The organism is Azospirillum brasilense (assembly GCF_001315015.1).
Classification (GTDB): domain Bacteria; phylum Pseudomonadota; class Alphaproteobacteria; order Azospirillales; family Azospirillaceae; genus Azospirillum; species Azospirillum brasilense.
Window position 1 is genome coordinate 1,641,997 of the sequence record NZ_CP012914.1, and the last position, 17,819, is coordinate 1,659,815.

Genomic DNA, 17,819 nt, shown 5'->3' on the forward strand with positions numbered 1-17,819 from the left:
ACCCTCTCCCCAGAGGGGAGAGGGGACTTTCACAGTGAAGGGACTCTCACCCACACGCCTCGACCGCGCGCCGCGCCATCACCCGCACCAGATGGGCGCGGTAGTCGGCGCTGGCGTGGATGTCGGCGTTCAGCCCGTCCGCCGACACCGACGCGCCGTTCAGGGCGTCGGCGCGGAAGTCCTGGGCCAGCGCAGCCTCCATGTCGTCGGCCCGGAAGACGGACGGACCGGCGCCGGTCACCGCCACCCGCACCTCGCTGCCGAACACGGCCACGAAGACGCCGACGATGGCGTAGCGGCTGGCCGGGTTGCGGAACTTGGCGTAGGCGGCCTTGTCGGGCTTCTGGAAATGCACGGCGGTGACGATCTCACCGGGCTCCAGCGCCGTCTCGAACATGCCGGTGAAGAAGTCGTCGCCCGCGATCTCCCGCCGGTCGGTCCGCACCGTGGCCTTCAGCGCGACGACCGCGGCGGGGTAGTCGGCGGAGGGATCGGCGTTGCAGATCGACCCGCCGAGCGTGCCCATGTTGCGCACCTGCCGGTCGCCAATGCCCTCGGTGAGGCTGGCCAGTGCCGGGATGACGCGCTGCACGACGTCGGAATGGGCGACCTGGGCGTGGCGTGTGAAGGCGCCAACGGTCAGCCCGCCGGCCTCCTCCCGGATGCCCTGAAGCTCCGGAATCTGGCCGAGGTCGATCAGGTCGCTCGGTCGGGCGAGGCGCTGCTTGAGCGTCGGCAGGAGCGTCTGCCCGCCGCCCAGCAGCTTCGGGTCCTCGAACTGGCCGAGCAGGGTCACGGCGTCGGCGACGCTCTTGGGGCGGTGATAGGTGAAGGCGTACATGATGTCTCCTCCCTCTTACTCGGCCGCCTGGGCGGGGGTGTGGCGCCGGATCGCCTGCCAGACCCGCTCCGGGGTCGCCGGCATGTCGAGATGGGTGACGCCGTACTCGGACAGGGCGTGCACCACCGCGTTCATCACGGCGGCCGACGCGCCGATGGTGCCGGCCTCGCCGCAGCCCTTTACGCCCAGCGGGTTGTGGGTGCAGGGCTGGTCCTCATGGTAGCGCACCGTGAAGGACGGCACGTCGTCCGCCCGCGGCATACAGTAGTCCATGTAGGAGCCGGTGATGAGCTGCCCGGACTCCTCGTCGTAGACGCAGTTCTCGTAGAGCGCCTGCCCAATGCCCTGGACCAGCCCGCCATGGACCTGCCCCTCGACGATCAGCGGGTTGATGACGCGACCGAAATCGTCCACGGCGGCGAAGCTGACCACCTGGACCACGCCGGTGTCGGGATCGATCTCGACCTCGCAGACGTGGCAGCCGTTGGGGTAGGTGAAGTTCTTCGGGTCGTAGAAGGCTTGCTCGTCCAGCCCCGGCTCCAGCTCGTCGAGCGGGAAGTTGTGCGGGACGTAGGCCTGCAGGGCGATGTCGCCGATGGTCAGCGCCTTGTCGGTGCCCGCCACGACGAAGCGCCCGTCCTTCACCTCGATGTCGGCCTCCGCGGCCTCCAGCATGTGGGCGGCGATCTTCTTGGCCTTGCGCTCCACCTTGTCCATCGCCTTGACGATGGCCGACCCGCCGACCGCCAGGGAGCGGGAGCCGTAGGTGCCCATGCCGAAGGGGATCTTGCTGGTGTCGCCGTGGACGATCTCCACATTCTCGATGGGCACGCCGAAGCGCTCGGAGACGAGCTGCGCGAAGGTCGTCTCGTGCCCCTGCCCATGGCTGTGGGAGCCGGTGAAGACCGTCACGGAGCCGGTGGGGTGGAAGCGCACCTCCGCCGATTCGTACAGACCGGCCCGCGCGCCCAGCGCGCCCGCGACGTTGCTGGGGGCGATGCCGCAGGCCTCGATGTAGGTGGCGAAGCCGATGCCGCGCAGCTTGCCGCGCCGGGCGGATTCGGCCTTGCGCGCCGCGAAGCCGTCGTAATCGACCAGCGGCAGGGCGATGTCGAGATTCTTGGCGAAGTCGCCGGTGTCGTACTGGAGCGCCACCGGGGTCTGGTAGGGCATGGCGCTGGCCGGCACGAAGTTGCGGCGGCGCAACTCCGCCTTGTCGATTCCCGTCTCGGCGGCGGCGACCTCGACCAGCCGCTCGATCAGGTAGCAGGCCTCCGGACGTCCGGCGCCGCGGTAGGCGTCCACCGGCACGGTGTTGGTGAAGACCGCCTTGACCTCGGCGTAGATCGCCGGGGTCTTGTACTGGCCGGCAAGCAACGTGGCGTAGAGGTAGGTCGGGATCGAGGGCGCGAAGGTCGACAGATAGGCGCCCATGTTGGCGATGGTCGCGACGCGCAGCGCCAGGAAATTACCGTCCTTGTCCATCGCCAGCTCGGCGTGGCTGACATGGTCGCGGCCGTGGGCGTCGGTCAGGAAGCTCTCGGAGCGCTCGGCGGTCCACTTGACGGGGCGCCCGACCTTCTTCGCCGCCCAGGTGACGACGGCCTCCTCCCCGTAGTGGAAGATCTTGGAGCCGAAGCCACCGCCGACGTCGGGGGCGACGACGCGCAGCTTGTGCTCCGGGATGCCCAGCACGAAGGCGCCCATCAGCAGGCGGATGACGTGCGGATTCTGGCTGGTGGTGGTCAGCGTGTGCTCGCCGGTCGCCCGGTCGTATTCGCCGAGCGCCGCCCGCGGCTCCATGGCGTTGGGGACGAGCCGCTGGTTGACCAGATCGAGCTTGGCGATGTGGGCCGCCTGCGTGAAGGCGGCGTCCACCGCCGCCGCGTCGCCGAGATGCCAGTCGAAGCAGAGGTTGCCGCCGACGTCGTCATGGACCAGCGGCGCGCCACCCTCCAGCGCCTTCAGCGAAGTCACCGCCGCCGGCAGCTCCTCGTAATCGACCATGACCAGCTCGGCGGCGTCCTTCGCCTGCTCGCGCGTCTCGGCGATCACCACGGCGACGGCGTCGCCGACATAGCGCGCCCGGTCGCGGGCGATCGGGAAGTGCGGCGGCTCCTTCATCGGGGAGCCGTCCTTGGAATGGATCTGCCAGCCGCAGGGCAGGCTGCCGACCTTGTCGGCCTCCATATCGGCGCCGGTCAGCACGGCGATCACGCCGGGGGCCTGCATGGCCTCGGCCGCGTCGATCCCGGTGATGCGGGCGTGGGCGTAGGGGGACCGGACGAAGACCGCGTGGGTCTGGCCGGGCCGGTTGATGTCGTCGGTGTAGGTGCCGCGCCCGGTCAGGAAGCGCGCGTCCTCGCGCCGGCGCACGGAAGCGCCGATGCCGGTGGGGTTCGCCATCTTCGTGTTCCTCCCATGAGAGCCTTTGCCCGTTGTTATTCGGCGGCGGCCTTCATCGTGCCGCCCTGCATCGCCTCGGCCCCGGCCATCACCGCCTTGACGATGTTGTGGTAGCCGGTGCAGCGACAGATGTTGCCCTCCAGCCCTTCGCGGACCTCGTGCTCGCTGGGGGAGGGGTTGGCCGTCACCAGATCGACGGCGCTCATCACCATGCCCGGCGTGCAGAAGCCGCATTGCAGGCCGTGATGCTCGCGGAAGGCCGCCTGCATCGGGTGCAGCGTGCCGTCCGCCGCCGCCAGCCCCTCGATGGTGGTAACCGCGGCGCCGTCGGCCTGGGCCGCCAGCATGGTGCAGGATTTCACCGACCGCCCGTCGATGTGGACGACGCAGGCGCCGCACTGGCTGGTGTCGCAGCCGACATGGGTGCCGGTCAGGCCGAGCTGGTCACGGAGGAAGGTGACCAGCAGGGTCCGCTCCTCCACCTCGCGCGAGACCGCCTTTCCGTTGACGGTCATGGAAACGGTACACGGCATCCGCTGTCCTCCCATTGTTGGTGACGTTCTGTTGCCCCGACCTTCGCGACGCTTCTTTCGACGGTTCTTCCAGATCTGCGGGATAAAGTGTGGCGCAGGACCAACCGGAACAAGGATAGGGGGGCGCCGTCCTATCCGGTCAAGACGCCGTTCGGCCTCCTCCGAAGGGAGAGTGCTTGTGCCGAACCGCCGCGTTTCTTTCGGATCCTACGGACTGGCGGACCCACCGCCCGCAAGTTAGGATACCCAACAATCCGACGCAAACCAACGCGTCTTACGAACGATCCGCTACGGACAGTCTTTCGGGAGGATAGAAGAATGAAGCGTTTCCTGGCCGCGGTCGGCGTTTGCATGCTCACCGCGCTGCCGGCCCAGGCCGAGCAGTTCGTCACCGTCCTGACCGGCGGCACCAGCGGCGTCTATTACCCGTTGGGCGTGGCGCTGTCCGGCATCTACGGCAAGGCCATTCCGGGGGCGAAGGTCACCGTCCAGGCAACCAAGGCGTCGGTTGAGAACCTGAATCTCCTCCAGTCGGAGCGCGGCGAGATTGCCTTCTCGCTCGGCGACTCGCTGAGCGGCGCCTGGAAGGGCGACGAGGAGGCCGGCTTCAAGACCAAGCTGACCAAGCTGCGCACCGTCGCCGCCATCTACCCCAACTACATCCAGATCGTCGCCAGCAAGGATTCCGGCGTGAAGACGCTGGCCGACCTGAAGGGCAAGCGCGTGTCGGTGGGTGCGCCGAAGTCGGGGACGGAGCTGAACGCCCGCGCGATCTTCGCCGCCGCCGGATTGGGCTACAAGGACTTCGCCAAGACCGAGTATCTGCCCTTCGCCGAATCGGTGGACCTGATCAAGAACCGGCAGCTCGATGCGACCCTGATCTCCGCCGGCCTCGGCGTGGCGGCGATCAAGGATCTGGCCACCTCGCAAGAGATCACCATCGTGTCGATCCCGGCGGACGTGGTCCAGAAGGTGGGCGACTCCGCCTACATCGCGGAAACCATTCCGGCCAACAGCTACAGCGGACAGAGCGAGCCGGTGCCGACCGCGGCGGTGCGCAACCTGCTGGTCACCCACTCCGGCGTGTCGGACGACGCGGTTTACGCCATGACCAAGGCGATGTTCGAGAATCTCGACGCCATGGCCGCCGCCCACGCCGCCGCCAAGCAGATCAAGCTGGACGCCGGCGCGACCCAATCCCCGGTGCCGCTGCATCCGGGGGCGGAGAAGTTCTACAAGGAAAAGGGCCTGATGTAAGCGCGCCCCGTCGTCCCGGAACCCCCGTGCGATGAGCGCATCCTCCCAAGACGCGGACAACAGGATCCGCCAGGCCATCGACCGCGAGAATCCCTCGACGGTCGTGGCCTTCGAAGGCGTCGCCGGAAAGGCGGTCTTCGCCATCGCCGTCGCCTTCTCGCTGTTCCAGATCTGGACGGCGGCCTTCAACCCGCTGTCCAGCATGGTCGTCCGGTCGGTCCATGTCGGCTTCCTGCTGCTGATGACCTTCACCCTGTTCGGCTTCCGCTCGCACGGGGAACGGCGCAGCGTGCCCTGGTACGATTGGCTGCTGGGCCTGGGCGCCTTCGCGCTCGGCCTCTACCATTACGTGTTCGAGGTCGATCTCATCCAGCGGGCGGGCGATCCGAACACCACCGATTTGATCGTCGGCGCGATCACCATCGCGCTGGTGTTCGAGGGCGCCCGGCGGATCATGGGATGGGCGCTGCCGATCATCTGCGGCGTCTTCATCCCCTACGCGCTGTTCGGGCGGCATCTGCCCTTCGGGCTGGCCCACCGCGGCTACGACATCGATCAGGTCATCGACAATCTGTACCTGTCGACCGAGGGCATCTACGGCACGCCGACCTTCGTGTCGGCGACCTTCATCTTCCTGTTCATCCTGTTCGGCGCCTTCCTGGAGCGCGCCGGCATGATCAAGCTGTTCAACGACGTGTCGCTGGGCCTCGTCGGCCATGCCAAGGGCGGGCCTGCGAAGGTGGCGGTCATCTCCTCCGGCTTCATGGGGACGATCAACGGCTCGGGCGTGGCGAACGTGCTGACCACCGGCCAGTTCACCATTCCCCTGATGATGCGTTTCGGCTACCGGCCGGCCTTCGCCGGGGCGGTCGAGGCCACGGCCAGCATGGGCGGCCAGCTCATGCCGCCGGTCATGGGGGCGGCGGCCTTCATCATGGCCGAGACCATCGGCGTCCCCTTCAGCGACATCGCCATCGCCGCGGCGATCCCGGCGATCCTCTATTTCGGCAGCGCCTTCTGGATGGTCCATCTGGAGGCGGGCAAGCGCAACCTCGTCGGGTTGCCGAAGGACCAGTGCCCCAGCGTGTCGCGCGCGCTGATCGAGGGCTGGTACCTGATCCTGCCGCTGGCGGCGCTGGTCTACCTGCTGTTCTCCGGCTTCACGCCGCTGTTCGCCGGGGTGATCGGCATCGCGTCGACCATCGCGCTGATCCTCGGCACGAAGATCGTCGGCTCCATCGGGCCGATGGCCCTGCGCGTCGCCTTCTGGGTCGTGCTGGGCCTCGTCGCGGCGGCGCTGTGGCGGATGGGCTGGCGGACGGAGCATCTGGCCTTCGCCATCGTCGGACTGCTGATCATTCCCTGCCTGATCATCAAAGGCGGGCGTGAGACGCTGGCCATGCTGGTGAACAGCCTCGCCGACGGCGCCAAGAACGCGGTCGGGGTGGGCGTGGCCTGTGCGCTGGTCGGCGTGCTGATCGGGATCCTGACGCTGACCGGACTGGCCTCCAGCTTCGCCGGAACGATCGTCCAGCTTGCCGGCGGCAACCTGCTGGTCGCGCTGATCCTCACGATGCTGGCCTGCATCCTGCTGGGCACCGGACTGCCGACGACGGCCAATTACATCGTCACCGCGGCCATCGCGGCGCCGGCCTTGCTGCAGATGGGCGTTCCGCTGATCGTCTCGCACATGTTCGTCTTCTATTTCGGCATCATGGCCGACCTGACTCCGCCGGTGGCGCTGGCGGCGCTGGCCGCCTCGTCGATCTGCCGGGCCGGGCACATGGAGGTCGGCTGGATCGCCACGCGAATCGCCATGGCCGGCTATGTCGTGCCCTTCATGGCGGTCTATTCGCCCGCTCTGATGCTTCAGACCACGGAGCCGCTGGCGGTGGTGTACGTCCTGTTCAAGGCGCTGATCGCCATCGGCCTGTGGGGAGCGGCGACGATAGGATTTTTCTGGACGCCGCTGAAGGTGGTGGAGCGGGTGTTCGCGGCGGCGGCGGCCTTCCTGTTCGTCCTGGCGCTTCCGGTGACCGACGAGGCCGGGTTCGTTATGACGGCCGCCTTCCTGCTGTGGCAGCGCCACCGGCTGCGCCGTCTCGGGCGGAGCGGCGCACCAGCATGATGGCGGCGGCATGAGTGTGGCGTTGTGCCTGTCGGCGCTCGGCGGGGCGGTTCTGGCCGCCCTGCCGGGTTCCGCCTTCTCCCTGTCCTGGACCCATTCGGTCGAGAAAACCGAATGGCGGGAGGAGTGGCGCATCGAGAACGGGCGCCTCGCCCTCACCGAAGCCCGCGTGAAGGGCAGCGGCGCCGGGATGGAATCGCCGGCGGGTGCCCGCTTGGCCGATGGCTGGTGGGTCTGGACACCGGCGGTGCCGCCGCTGGAAAGGGTGATTCTGGCCGCCTCGTCCTTTACGCCTGACCACACGCTGTGCGTGGGCGGAGTGTGCCACCCCCTTCACGGCTGGATCGGTGGGCCGGTCCCGAGTCCCCTCGAACTCAAGCCCTGCCGTTAGAGAAACGTTATTCACGCACGGCCGATAAGGGATTTCCGAAGCGGCGTTCCGGCTTGGCTTAGCCCTTTCGGAGACGCATACTTCAGTAACTGATATTACAGATGAATGCGTGTTATGACCGACGCCCAACCCACCCGACATCGCCTCTCCCGTTCACTTGCCGCTCCCCTGGCCGCTCTGGCGGGCCTCGCCGCCGCTGGACTGCCAGGGCTGGCCCTGGCGGCGGAAGCGGCGGGGGCTCCGCATCTCGACGGGCGCGACCTGAACGTCTTCTGGGTGATTCCCTTCGTCGGGATTTTGCTGTCCATCGCCCTGATGCCGCTGCTGGCGCCGTCCTTCTGGCATCATCATTTCGGCAAGGTCGCCGCCGGCTGGGCCATCGCCTTTCTGCTGCCCTTCGCGCTGACCTTCGGGGCCGGCCTCGCCACCTACGAGCTGCTGCACACGCTGCTTCTCGAATACATCCCCTTCATCGTTCTGCTGACCGCCCTGTTCACGGTGGCGGGCGGCGTGCGGATCTGCGGTACTCTGGTGGGAACGCCACTGGCGAACACATTGGGGCTGGGGCTGGGCACGCTGCTGGCGAGCCTGATGGGGACGACCGGCGCCTCGATGCTGCTGATCCGCCCGCTGATCCGCGCCAACGAGCATCGGCGGCACAAGGTGCACACCGTCGTCTTCTTCATCTTCCTGGTGTCGAACGTCGGCGGCTCCCTGACGCCGCTGGGCGATCCGCCGCTGTTCCTGGGCTTCCTGAAGGGGGTCAGCTTCTTCTGGCCGACCCTGCACCTGTTCTGGCCGATGATGCTGGTGTCCGGCTGCCTGCTGGCGATCTACTTCGTGGTCGACCTCTATCTGCACACCAAGGACCCCGGCAAGCACCCGCTGATCGAGGGCGTGCATGAGCGGGAGCCGGTGCGGGTCGAAGGGGCCGTCAACCTGCTCCTCCTCGTCGCCATCGTCGGCGCGGTGCTGCTGAGCGGTGTCTGGCATCCGGGGGTGGGGGTGGAGATCTACCACATCCAGGTGCCGCTGGAGACGATCGTCAGCAACCTGCTGCTTCTCGGCATCACCGGCCTGTCGCTGAAGCTGACCAGTGCGCGCAGCCGCCGTCTGAATGCCTTCACCTGGGGCCCGATCCTGGAGGTGGCGAAGCTGTTCGCTGCGATCTTCCTGACCATCATCCCGGCCATCGCCATCCTGCGGGCGGGCACGGACGGGGCGCTGGGCGCCATCATTGCAGCGGTGAACCAGGACGGCCAGCCGGTGCCGGCGGCCTATTTCTGGGCGGCGGGCCTGCTGTCCAGCTTCCTCGACAACGCGCCGACCTATCTGATCTTCTTCAACACCGCCGGCGGCGACGCGCAGGTGTTGATGACCGACCTCGCCGTGACCCTGGCGGCCATTTCGGCGGGTGCGGTGTTCATGGGCGCCAACACCTACATCGGCAACGCACCGAACTTCATGGTCAAGGCCATCGCCGAGGAGCGCGGTGTGGCCATGCCGAGCTTCTTCGGCTACATGCTGTGGTCCTTCGGCATCCTGGTGCCGCTGTTCATCCTGGTGACCTGGGTGTTCTTCCTGTAGGTCTCCTTGCAACGCTGGCGGGCCGTGCCGAAGCACCGCCCGCCGGCATGCCCGGTCTCAATGGGACATCAGGACCGGGGTGGTGAGGCTCGACAACACCGTGCGCGTCGCCCCGCCCAGCACCATCTCGCGCAGACGGGAATGGCCGTAGGCCCCCATCACCAGCAGATCGCCGCCCAGGCTGCGATGACTGTCCAGAATGATCTCCCCGACATCGCCGCCCTGGAAAATGCTGGCTTGGTGCCGGCTGCGAACACCGTGGCGCTCCAGCCAGATCATCAGATCGCGGCCGCCGTCCAACGCATGGCCCGGCGGGTCGATGGTAACCACTGTGACCTGTTCCGCAGCCGTGAGGAAGGGCAGGGCGTTGCGCACGGCGCGCCCGGCTTCCCGCGTGTTCTTCCAGGCCACCACCACATGGCGGCCGATCTCCGTCCTGGGCGGGAAGTTGAAGGGAAGCACCAGGGTCGGGCAGGAGCTGGTCAACGGAAGGCGGTCCGGCACCTGGAGCATCACCCGATCACCGAGGTCGTCGCCGTGGCTCTGGCTCACGATGGCGAGGTCGGCATAGGCCGCACGGGCGGCCAGCAGCTCCACATGGTCCCCTTCGTCGACCGTCCAGGAATAGGAGCAGTCCTTCAGCGCCGACCGGACTTCCTGTTCGATCTGTCCGGCCTTCTCGTGGGCGATGGCCGTGGCCTCGGCGATGTAGGCGTAGGAGGCGGCGCGTCCGGTCACCGCTGGGGGCATCGACACCGGCGTGGCCACGAACAGCACCTCGACAAAAGCGGAGAAGCGCTTTGCGAGACCGACCGCGACCTCAAGCCGCTGGGTGTGGCGGTCGTCGTTCGACATGTGCAGCAGGATCGTCTTGATCGGCATGGTCTCGCTCGCAGGTTTCGAACCGGATAACCGGCCCTCCATAGGTAATGTTTGTTGAGCCAATCTGGCAACGCTCCGACTAACGGCTGGCGAGGCCGGTGCGCCCGCCCGTGCCGTGATCGGGAGTGAGGCCGGAGATTTCCAGAAGCAGCTTGCTCAGGATGGCGTCTGCGAAGGCTTCGAAGCTGACCGCGGGCACCAGGAAGGCGCCGGGGCCGCCGATCACATGCTCCTCGTAATAGCCATCAAGGTTCGTCGGCGCCGCCCCGCCCCAGGGATTGGGACGGTCGTTGAGGATCGGCAGGCCGTTGATGGTGATCCCGGCGGCCACCGCCTCGTCGCGCGCCCATTGCACGGGGCGGCCGCGGTTGTTGACCCCGTCGCCCGACACATCGATCACCCGCCGCGTCCCCTCGAAGCCGTTGTCGTTGAACAGACGGGCGCTGAAGTCGATGGCCGCGCTGATTGAGGTCCACTGCGCGCTGAGGGCCGGCGATTCGGCCACGGACGAGGCGAAGGCCTCGACGCTGCCCGGGTCGCTCAGCAGGGTCCAAGGTACGGTGATGCGCTGAAAGCTGTCGCCGGCCCATTCCACGTAGGTGACGGCGATGCGCCCGTAGGGACCGCCGCGGATCGCCGCCTGGATCTTCGGGTCGGTGAGGGCGGCGACATAACCTTCGCGCTGGAGGCGGCCTTCCTCCGCGTCCACGCTGCCGGACACGTCCACGGCCAGCACCAGTTCCAGATCGACCGGCGTATCGGCCAGGGCCCGCGCCTCCATTCCACCGGCCACGAGAACCGCGACGGCCACCCCCGCCAGACGCCACGCACCGTCCATGCCGTGCCTCCCCCGCGGATGTTTTCGCCGACCCCTCAAGAAAAGAGATCGCCGCGCGGCCACGACAAGGGGCCTTGTGCGTGAGACGTTGACGGACGGGCGTCGCCGCTCCACCTCTCCCCCCCATGCCGATCGATTTTCCGAACGAACTTCCGCCAGCGTTTCCCGCCCGCCCGCTGTTTCTCGGCAGCGAGATCTACCGGGGCTCCAGCTACGGCGCGAAGCACCCGCTGGCCATCCCGCGGGTGTCCACCGCCATCGACCTCAGCCGTGCCATGGGTTGGCTGCCCGATGCGGTCTACCGCGACAGCCCGCTGGCGACACCGGAGGAGCTTGCCCGCTTCCACGCCCCGGACTACATCGCCGCCCTGCACCGGGCCGAGTCCGACCAGCGCGTGGATGCCGCGACGGGAGAGCGCTTCAACCTCGGCCGGCTGGAAAATCCCGTCTTTCCGGAGATGTACCGCCGCCCCGCCATCAGCACCGGTGCCGCCATCCTGGCCGGGCGCCTGCTGGCGGAGGTGCCCGCCGGCATCGTCTACAGCCCGGCGAGCGGCACCCACCACGCCCGCGCGGGACGGGCCAGCGGTTTCTGCTACCTCAACGCCCCGGTGCTGGGCATCCTGGCCCTGCTCGATTCCGGGATCGAACGGGTGCTCTACGTGGACCTCGACGCCCACCATGGTGACGGGGTAGAGGACGCCTTTGCCGACGACGACCGTGTGCTGACGCTGTCGGTCCATGAGGATGGACGTTGGCCCTTCACCGGCAAAGCGGGGGATCGGCCCGGCGCGCTGGCCGTCAACCTGCCGGTCCCGCCGGAGTTCAACGACACGGAGATGGACTACCTTCTGGAGACGGTGATCCTGCCTGTGGGCCGGGCGTTCCGTCCCCAGGCGCTGGTCATCCAGACCGGGGCCGACGCGCTCGCCGAAGACCCGCTGAGCCGGTTGGAGCTGTCGAACGGCGTGCTGTGGCGGGCGGTGGGGGCGTTGATGGGGCTGGCGCCGCGCCTGATGGTGGTCGGAGGCGGCGGCTACAACCCCTGGTCCGTCGGGCGCTGCTGGGCCGGGATCTGGGCGGTGCTGAACGGCATTGACCCGGCGGTGCCGCCGACGCCGCAGGCGGAGAGCGTGCTGCGTGCGCTGTCCTGGTCGCGCGCAGCCGGACGCAACCCGCCGGAGCATTGGTTCACCACTCTTGCCGACGCGTCGCGTCCCGGCCCGCTGCGCGACGAGGTGCGTCGCGTTGCCGCTGCGGCAATCACGAAGATGGTCCGCACTGGATAATCTTTGGAAAGTTTTTCATTCGCGTAAGTCACGCAGTTGACGTATTGGGACGAATCGGAGAGCCTGTTTCGCGCGACCCGCGCTTTCCGCAGGCCATTCCGATGATTCACGCCATGCCGGAAGCCGGAGAGGGAGAGGGGCAGGCCGCCGATGTCCAACACCACCTTGCTCCTGCTGACCATCGCCGCGATGATGCTGGCCGCAGTGCCGGTCGCAATGATGCTGAAGCGTTTCCTGCCCGACTTTCTTCATCGTTCCGCAGGCATCGACCAGCTTGAGAACCGCATCTACGTCCTGCATTCGGAGATTCACGAGCTTCAGGACCGGCTGAACGGCAAGGTGCAGCGGCGCAACCAAACGTCCGCCGAGAAGCACCGCGCCGAAACCGAAAACCGCAAGATGGAGCGGGCAATCGCGGAAATCGCCCTCCAACCGCCCGTGTTCGTGCACGAGGTGGGCGATCCCCAGGCCGGCCTGTCGAAGTTCCTGGTGAATGTCGCCCAGGAGAAGGCCTCTTCCGGTGGCGACAAGTCCCAGGTCAACCCGATCTGGCGCTGTGCCAACGTGGCGGAGGTTTGGGCGTCCAACGCGGAGGAGGCCAAGCAGCTCGTCGAGGTGGCGTTCCCCTTCAAGATGGGCTTCACCAAGGCGTTCCAGAAGACGCAAGGTCGACTCATCCCCGCCCGAATCAAGGCGCCGGCATCATGATGATCAACTTTCTCATCATTCTGGGGATCATCGCCATCGGGGCGTGGCTGGGCAATGTGCTGCTCGCGGTCGATTCGCAGGTCGCGCAGAGCCGCAGCCGGATGCGCGCCGCCAAGGACACCATCGGTAAGCTGGAAGCAACGATCCGGCGGCTTCAGCACGAGGAGGAGCACGTCGTCAAGGAGATCGAGGAATGCATGGCCGACACGGTCGAGGCGCGCCGCAAGCAGTCGGACATCCAGCGGCGTCTGTCCGAGGCGCAGACCAAACAGCGGCCCCAACTCCTGATTCTGACCGACCGGCGCAATCCGAACGACAAGGAATGGCTGGTGACGGTCGTCAACACCCAGATCGGCGAGATCGATGCCCTGCACCCGCTGGCCGTCGAATGGGCGCGCGGGCGCGACTATCTGGTCTGGGCCGAGAGCGACCGGGAAGCCGGGGAGCGCGCCATCCGCCGCTTCAGCGCCCGCCCCGGCTACCAGATCAAGCAGGTCAAACCCTTGACCAAGGACATCTACACCACCGCCACCGACCGGACGGCGGCGTAACGCCGCCGAGGGAATGGGTCTGGAGAGACGCCGCTGGACAGGCGCCCGCCGCAGCGGCATCGTCCAAGCTCTTGAACGTCAAGGGATGGGTTGGTCGCGATGATCGGACGGGCTGTGCGTGGCCTCATGGGTGCGCTTCTGATGGGGGCCGCGATTCTGCTGTCGGCCCTGCCGGCGACGGCGCTGGAGAGCTTCGCGCGCTCCTCCCTGACCGTCGAGACGGCGAGCGGCGGCAAATACCGCTTCGATGTGGAACTGGCGGAAACCCCGGCGCAGCAGGCGCAGGGGCTGATGTTCCGTGAGACGATGGCCGCCGACGCCGGCATGCTGTTTACCTACGACCGCCCGCAGCCGGCCAGCTTCTGGATGAAGAACACGCTGATCCCGCTCGACATGATCTTCATCGGTGCCGACGGCCGCATCGTGAACATCCACGCCAACGCCGTGCCGCGGTCGCTGGACGCGGTGAACTCCGCCGGTCCGGTGAAGGGCATTTTGGAAATCAACGGCGGCATGAGTGCCCGTCTGGGCATCCGTCCGGGCGACCGCGTGGTGCATTCGGCCTTCGGCACCGCGAAGTGACGGCGCCGCGGCGCTAACGGGCCTCGTCGGGCAGCCCGAAGGCGCCCAGGACGAGCCGGGCGGCCTCCTCGGGCGGCGTGGTGCCGCCGCTCACCACGATGCAGGCACGCGGATGCAGCCATGCCCGCAAGGCACGCCGCACCCCGCCGTCGGGCGGCGGCTGGTCCTCCAGCACCGCCGCGGGCGTGCCCTGCCGCGCCAGCCGGACGGCGCCAAGGGCGACGAGTCCGGCGTCCCCTCCCACCCCGATGAGCCCGGCTGGCCGCCGCTCCGCAACGATCCGCGCAAGAGCGAGGACGGAAGTGCCGGTGTGGCGCTTGGCAAGGTCGATCTGGCCGATGCCGGGGTGCAGCGCCGCCCGCAACGGTCCACCTCCCATGGGGGCTATGACGTCGAGCCCATACCCTCGCCGCCGCAAGGCATCGGCCAGAGCCACGGCGGCGCCTCCGGCTGGGGTATCGTCCAGCCCGGACACGAAGACGGCGAGACGGGGCGGGGAGGAGATGATCACGGACGGGAGGCCGACGCGGTCGAAAGGGGCGGCATCATACGGAAGGTCCACCCTGCGGGATAGATGCGGCAGCGTCTTGCCGTCCGCGCAGGGTTCGTGTATTCCACTGCGCGACGTCGGGGCGTAGCGCAGTCTGGTCAGCGCGCCAGTTTTGGGTACTGGAGGCCCCCGGTTCGAATCCGGGCGCCCCGACCAACGAAATTCGAACGATGCACCACGCACGTATCAGAGGAGATGCCGCGTCATGAAGGTCCGGATCTACCAGCCGAGCAAAGCGGCCACTCAGTCCGGGCGTGCCAAGACGCATCGTTGGTTGCTCGAGTACGAAATCGAAACCCCGCGCCGTCCGGAGCCGCTGATGGGCTGGATCAGCTCCGGCGACACGCTAAACCAGGTGCGCATCGGTTTCGAGACGTCGGAGGAGGCGGTTGCCTTCGCCCAGCGCAAGGGCTGGGACTACACGGTCCAGGACGCGCCGGTGCGCCGCGTCCGTCCGCGCAACTACGCCGACAACTTCCGTATGGACCGTCCGCGATTCTGATCCGGACCGGGGCCCCATAGCTCAGTTGGATAGAGCAATCGCCTTCTAAGCGATAGGTCGCAGGTTCGAATCCTGCTGGGGTCGCCACCTTCCTTTGAAACACCATATCGTCCTGATCGAAGCGCGCCGCCTGCGGTTTCCCGCCAGTGGATGGGCCTCCGATTCCCAAACGGTCAACACAGTTATCCCCATATCCTTTTTGCCGTAGGCAAAGGGATTGCGAAGCCTTTGGTTGCGGTACGACACTGACGATTTGCAGTGTATCCAATGGTTTCGCCTTGCGATGACCATGCCCAATTTGGGGGCATGACGGCAAGCTGTCGCCACTCCAACAGGCTTGAGGACTCATCCACAAAGTTATCCACAGAAAATGGGGATAACCCGAAAGCGTCTGCGTGAGGCTGGGCTAAGGCGTTCTCATGCGCCACCGCCGTAACCATCTACCGCAAGGAACGGTCTCCGTGCCGGTGGCGTTTTACGGGGCGCTTGATCAATCCCACGCCGTTCGGCGTCAGTACGAGGTGATGTCTTGGTGGGTTGGGTCGTCAGAACGCTTCTGCTGTGCTTCGTGGTCGGATTGGTTCTGTCCTTTCTGGACATCAATCCGGCCAGCATCCTGACCAACAGCTGGGCCACCATCCAGGACATCGCCCGGCTCGCCGCGGACATGTTCCATTGGGCGCTGCCCTATATCCTGATCGGAGCGGTGATCGTCGTTCCGCTGTCCGTCATCGGAGCGGTCATGCGCTGGACCCGCACGCGGCACCGCCCGTAACGCAATTCCAATCTCCCCCACCCGCAAAAGAAAAAACCGGAGATCCAGTGGATCTCCGGTTAAGTGAATACAGGGAGGGTTAGAGACAAGGACTGTTTAACTGTTCAGACGCCCTGCTTCGTTGATCTGTATCAATCTGCGATAATTTTATCGATCCGCTGCAACCGGACCAGCTTTGACTTTGGACAAAAAAATAGCCGAGGGTTCCATTGGAACCCCCGGCATAGGCGAATACAGGGAGGGTTAGAGACAAGAGCTTTCTACCTCTTCCCGCCCCGGGCTACGTTGACATAGATCAAACACTTTTCGCATTGCAGCGAAGGTTTAGCGTCTTACTTATGCGTGTGTCCATAGAGAACCGAAGGATCGGTTTCAACGTCTTGAATGATGGCGAGCTTCCCATCACGCAGCGCGCGGTAGAAGCAGCTGCGCCGTCCGGTGTGGCAGGCCACGCCGTCCTGTTCCACGATCACCAGCAGGGTGTCGCCGTCGCAATCGACGCGGAAATCCTTCAGCCGCTGCATCTGGCCGGAGGTTTCGCCCTTGCGCCACAACCCCTTGCGGGACCGCGACCAATAGCAGACGCGCCCCGTGCGCAGCGTTTCCAGCACGGCCTCGCGGTTCATCCAGGCCATCATCAGGATCTCGCCGCTTCCTTCCGCCTGGGCGATGGCCGGGACCAGCCCGTCGGCGTTGAAGGCGATGGCGGCGATCACGTCATCGAACGAGGGCTCGATCGAGGCCCCGGGCGCGGTGGCGTCCGTCATGATGTTCCATCCTCGTGTGTGTGCGCTCTTCGGGACCCGGCGTTACAGGGCGGCCCTCAGGCGGGTGAAGGCTCCATCCAGGTCGCGGATGAGATCGTCCACATCCTCCAGACCGGCGTGCAGGCGCAGCATGGTGCCGGGATCGGTCCAGCGGGTCGCCGTGCGAATGGCGGCGGGGCGCGCCGGCAGGATCAGGCTCTCGAACCCGCCCCAGCTGTAACCCAGCCCAAACAGCTCCAGGGAATTCAGCATGGCCGACAGGGCCGGCTTCGGCACCGCGTTCATGACGACGGAGAACAGGCCGGATGAGCGACCAATGTCGCGCTTCCACAGCTCGTGGCCCGGGCACTCCGGGAAGGCCGGATGCAGGATGCGCGTGACCTCGGGTTGCTTCGACAGCCACTCGGCCAGGGCGAGCGCGCTTGCCTCGTGCTGCTTCAAACGGACGGACAAGGTGCGCAGGCCGCGCAGCCCCAGATAGATGTCGTCCGGGCCGGCGCAGGTGCCCGTCCGCGTGGCGGCCTTTTTCACGGCCAGCCATTGCGCCTCGTTGGCGCAGGAGATCACGCCCAGCATCGCGTCGGCGTGGCCGACGATGTACTTGGTGGCCGAGTGGATCGACACGTCCACCCCATGCCGCAGCGGCTGGAAGAAGAGGGGGGTGGCCCAGGTGTTGTCGATCATCACCGTGGCGCCCACTGTCTTGGCCGCGGCGGCAATGGCCGGAACGTCCTGTACCTCGAAGGTCAGGGAGCCCGGCGATTCGAGGAACACCACGCTGGTGTTCGGCTTCAGCAACGCTGTGATGCCCGTGCCGATGGTGGGATCGAAATACTCGACCTCCACGCCGTAGGGGACCAGCGTGTCGTTGGCGAATCGGCGGGTCGGACCGTAGGCGCTGTCGGTGATCAGGACATGGTCGCCCGTCTTGGTGAAGGCGAAGAACGCCGTTGCGATGGCGTTCAGGCCCGAGCCGGTGTTGACCGCACGATAGGCGCCCTCAAGCTCCGCCACCGCCTGCTCGAAGGCCATCGTGGTCGGAGTCCCGACGCGCCCGTAGTTGATGCTGTCGAAGGGGGTGCGGTCGCTCGCCTCCAGTTCCTCCAGCGTCGGGAAGAGCACCGTCGAGCAATGGTAGACCGGCGGATTCACGATTCCGTGATTCTCGCGCGGGCTGCGCCCGGCGTGTCCGAGGATCGTATCTTTTCGTGCGTCTTTCATGGGTCTTCCCG

At 66.8% G+C, this 17,819-nt stretch carries 18 protein-coding genes and 2 tRNA genes; 12 read left to right on the forward strand and 8 right to left on the reverse strand.

Translation table 11 applies throughout. The features are described from left to right. Positions 1-46 precede the first annotated feature (46 nt). The 3 genes from AMK58_RS07560 to AMK58_RS07570 are packed head-to-tail and all read right to left on the reverse strand — an operon-like array spanning position 47 to position 3,780. Positions 47-841, reverse strand: coding sequence for an FAD binding domain-containing protein (locus tag AMK58_RS07560; protein WP_035673770.1), 795 nt, complete (start codon positions 839-841; stop codon positions 47-49). Between the two features lie 15 nt (positions 842-856). After that, a complete protein-coding gene (locus AMK58_RS07565) occupies positions 857-3,247 on the reverse strand; it encodes a xanthine dehydrogenase family protein molybdopterin-binding subunit (protein ID WP_035673771.1) in 2,391 nt (796 codons plus the stop codon). A 35-nt stretch (positions 3,248-3,282) separates the two neighbouring features. After that, positions 3,283-3,780, reverse strand: a complete 498-nt coding sequence (locus AMK58_RS07570; protein WP_035673773.1) for a (2Fe-2S)-binding protein — start codon at positions 3,778-3,780, stop codon at positions 3,283-3,285. 318 nt (positions 3,781-4,098) lie between these two features. On the opposite strand from AMK58_RS07570, the gene AMK58_RS07575 reads away from it, so the two are divergent. The 4 genes from AMK58_RS07575 (at position 4,099) to AMK58_RS07590 (ending at position 9,143) form a co-directional block, all read left to right on the forward strand. Continuing rightward, on the forward strand, positions 4,099-5,037 hold the full coding sequence (locus tag AMK58_RS07575; protein ID WP_035673776.1) for a TAXI family TRAP transporter solute-binding subunit: 939 nt from the start codon (positions 4,099-4,101) through the stop codon (positions 5,035-5,037). A 31-nt stretch (positions 5,038-5,068) separates the two neighbouring features. Continuing rightward, positions 5,069-7,165, forward strand: a complete 2,097-nt coding sequence (locus tag AMK58_RS07580; RefSeq protein ID WP_059398782.1) for a TRAP transporter permease — start codon at positions 5,069-5,071, stop codon at positions 7,163-7,165. Between the two features lie 10 nt (positions 7,166-7,175). After that, positions 7,176-7,556: a DUF1850 domain-containing protein gene (locus tag AMK58_RS07585; protein WP_035673778.1), complete on the forward strand. Its 381-nt coding sequence runs from the start codon at positions 7,176-7,178 to the stop codon at positions 7,554-7,556. Between the two features lie 114 nt (positions 7,557-7,670). Further along, positions 7,671-9,143 (forward strand): sodium:proton antiporter, encoded by a 1,473-nt coding sequence (locus AMK58_RS07590; RefSeq protein ID WP_079285611.1) that lies wholly within the window; start codon positions 7,671-7,673, stop codon positions 9,141-9,143. 57 nt (positions 9,144-9,200) lie between these two features. Here AMK58_RS07590 and AMK58_RS07595 read toward each other — a convergent pair whose 3' ends face one another. Together AMK58_RS07595 and AMK58_RS07600 are read right to left on the reverse strand one after the other, a co-directional pair. Further along, positions 9,201-10,025: a universal stress protein gene (locus AMK58_RS07595; RefSeq protein WP_035673781.1), complete on the reverse strand. Its 825-nt coding sequence runs from the start codon at positions 10,023-10,025 to the stop codon at positions 9,201-9,203. 79 nt (positions 10,026-10,104) lie between these two features. Then, on the reverse strand, positions 10,105-10,863 hold the full coding sequence (locus AMK58_RS07600) for a DUF1194 domain-containing protein (protein ID WP_035673784.1): 759 nt from the start codon (positions 10,861-10,863) through the stop codon (positions 10,105-10,107). A gap of 125 nt (positions 10,864-10,988) precedes the next feature. On the opposite strand from AMK58_RS07600, the gene AMK58_RS07605 reads away from it, so the two are divergent. The 4 genes from AMK58_RS07605 to AMK58_RS07620 all read left to right on the forward strand — a co-directional run bounded on the left by AMK58_RS07605 (position 10,989) and on the right by AMK58_RS07620 (position 13,993). Continuing rightward, positions 10,989-12,152: an acetoin utilization protein AcuC gene (locus AMK58_RS07605; RefSeq protein WP_051140235.1), complete on the forward strand. Its 1,164-nt coding sequence runs from the start codon at positions 10,989-10,991 to the stop codon at positions 12,150-12,152. Positions 12,153-12,302: 150 nt separating this feature from the next. After that, the gene (locus AMK58_RS07610; RefSeq protein ID WP_035673788.1) at positions 12,303-12,860 is read left to right on the forward strand and encodes a hypothetical protein; all 558 of its coding nucleotides are present in this window, start codon (positions 12,303-12,305) and stop codon (positions 12,858-12,860) included. Then, complete coding sequence (locus AMK58_RS07615) at positions 12,857-13,411, forward strand: hypothetical protein (protein WP_035673790.1); 555 nt, start codon at positions 12,857-12,859, stop codon at positions 13,409-13,411. The genes AMK58_RS07610 and AMK58_RS07615 overlap by 4 nt, the downstream gene beginning before the upstream one ends. A gap of 99 nt (positions 13,412-13,510) precedes the next feature. After that, positions 13,511-13,993, forward strand: a complete 483-nt coding sequence (locus AMK58_RS07620) for a DUF192 domain-containing protein (protein ID WP_059398783.1) — start codon at positions 13,511-13,513, stop codon at positions 13,991-13,993. Between the two features lie 13 nt (positions 13,994-14,006). Here the strand turns inward: AMK58_RS07620 and AMK58_RS07625 are convergent, their stop codons facing one another. Next, positions 14,007-14,504 carry a hypothetical protein gene (locus tag AMK58_RS07625; RefSeq protein ID WP_137165095.1) on the reverse strand — a complete coding sequence of 166 codons (498 nt, stop codon included), beginning with the start codon at positions 14,502-14,504 and terminating at the stop codon, positions 14,007-14,009. Positions 14,505-14,621: 117 nt separating this feature from the next. Here AMK58_RS07625 and AMK58_RS07630 point away from each other — a divergent pair. The 4 genes from AMK58_RS07630 to AMK58_RS07645 all read left to right on the forward strand — a co-directional run bounded on the left by AMK58_RS07630 (position 14,622) and on the right by AMK58_RS07645 (position 15,820). Continuing rightward, positions 14,622-14,699, forward strand: a tRNA-Pro gene (locus AMK58_RS07630). A gap of 49 nt (positions 14,700-14,748) precedes the next feature. Then, positions 14,749-15,045, forward strand: a complete 297-nt coding sequence (locus AMK58_RS07635) for an ETC complex I subunit (protein ID WP_014240426.1) — start codon at positions 14,749-14,751, stop codon at positions 15,043-15,045. Between the two features lie 10 nt (positions 15,046-15,055). Then, positions 15,056-15,132, forward strand: a tRNA-Arg gene (locus AMK58_RS07640). Between the two features lie 445 nt (positions 15,133-15,577). Further along, on the forward strand, positions 15,578-15,820 hold the full coding sequence (locus AMK58_RS07645) for a DUF6460 domain-containing protein (RefSeq protein WP_236778071.1): 243 nt from the start codon (positions 15,578-15,580) through the stop codon (positions 15,818-15,820). A gap of 332 nt (positions 15,821-16,152) precedes the next feature. On the opposite strand, the gene hisI is transcribed toward AMK58_RS07645, so the two are convergent. Together hisI and metC are read right to left on the reverse strand one after the other, a co-directional pair. Next, positions 16,153-16,587: a phosphoribosyl-AMP cyclohydrolase gene (hisI, locus tag AMK58_RS07650; protein WP_035673796.1), complete on the reverse strand. Its 435-nt coding sequence runs from the start codon at positions 16,585-16,587 to the stop codon at positions 16,153-16,155. A gap of 42 nt (positions 16,588-16,629) precedes the next feature. Then, on the reverse strand, positions 16,630-17,808 hold the full coding sequence (metC, locus tag AMK58_RS07655) for a cystathionine beta-lyase (protein ID WP_035673799.1): 1,179 nt from the start codon (positions 17,806-17,808) through the stop codon (positions 16,630-16,632). Positions 17,809-17,819 lie beyond the last annotated feature (11 nt).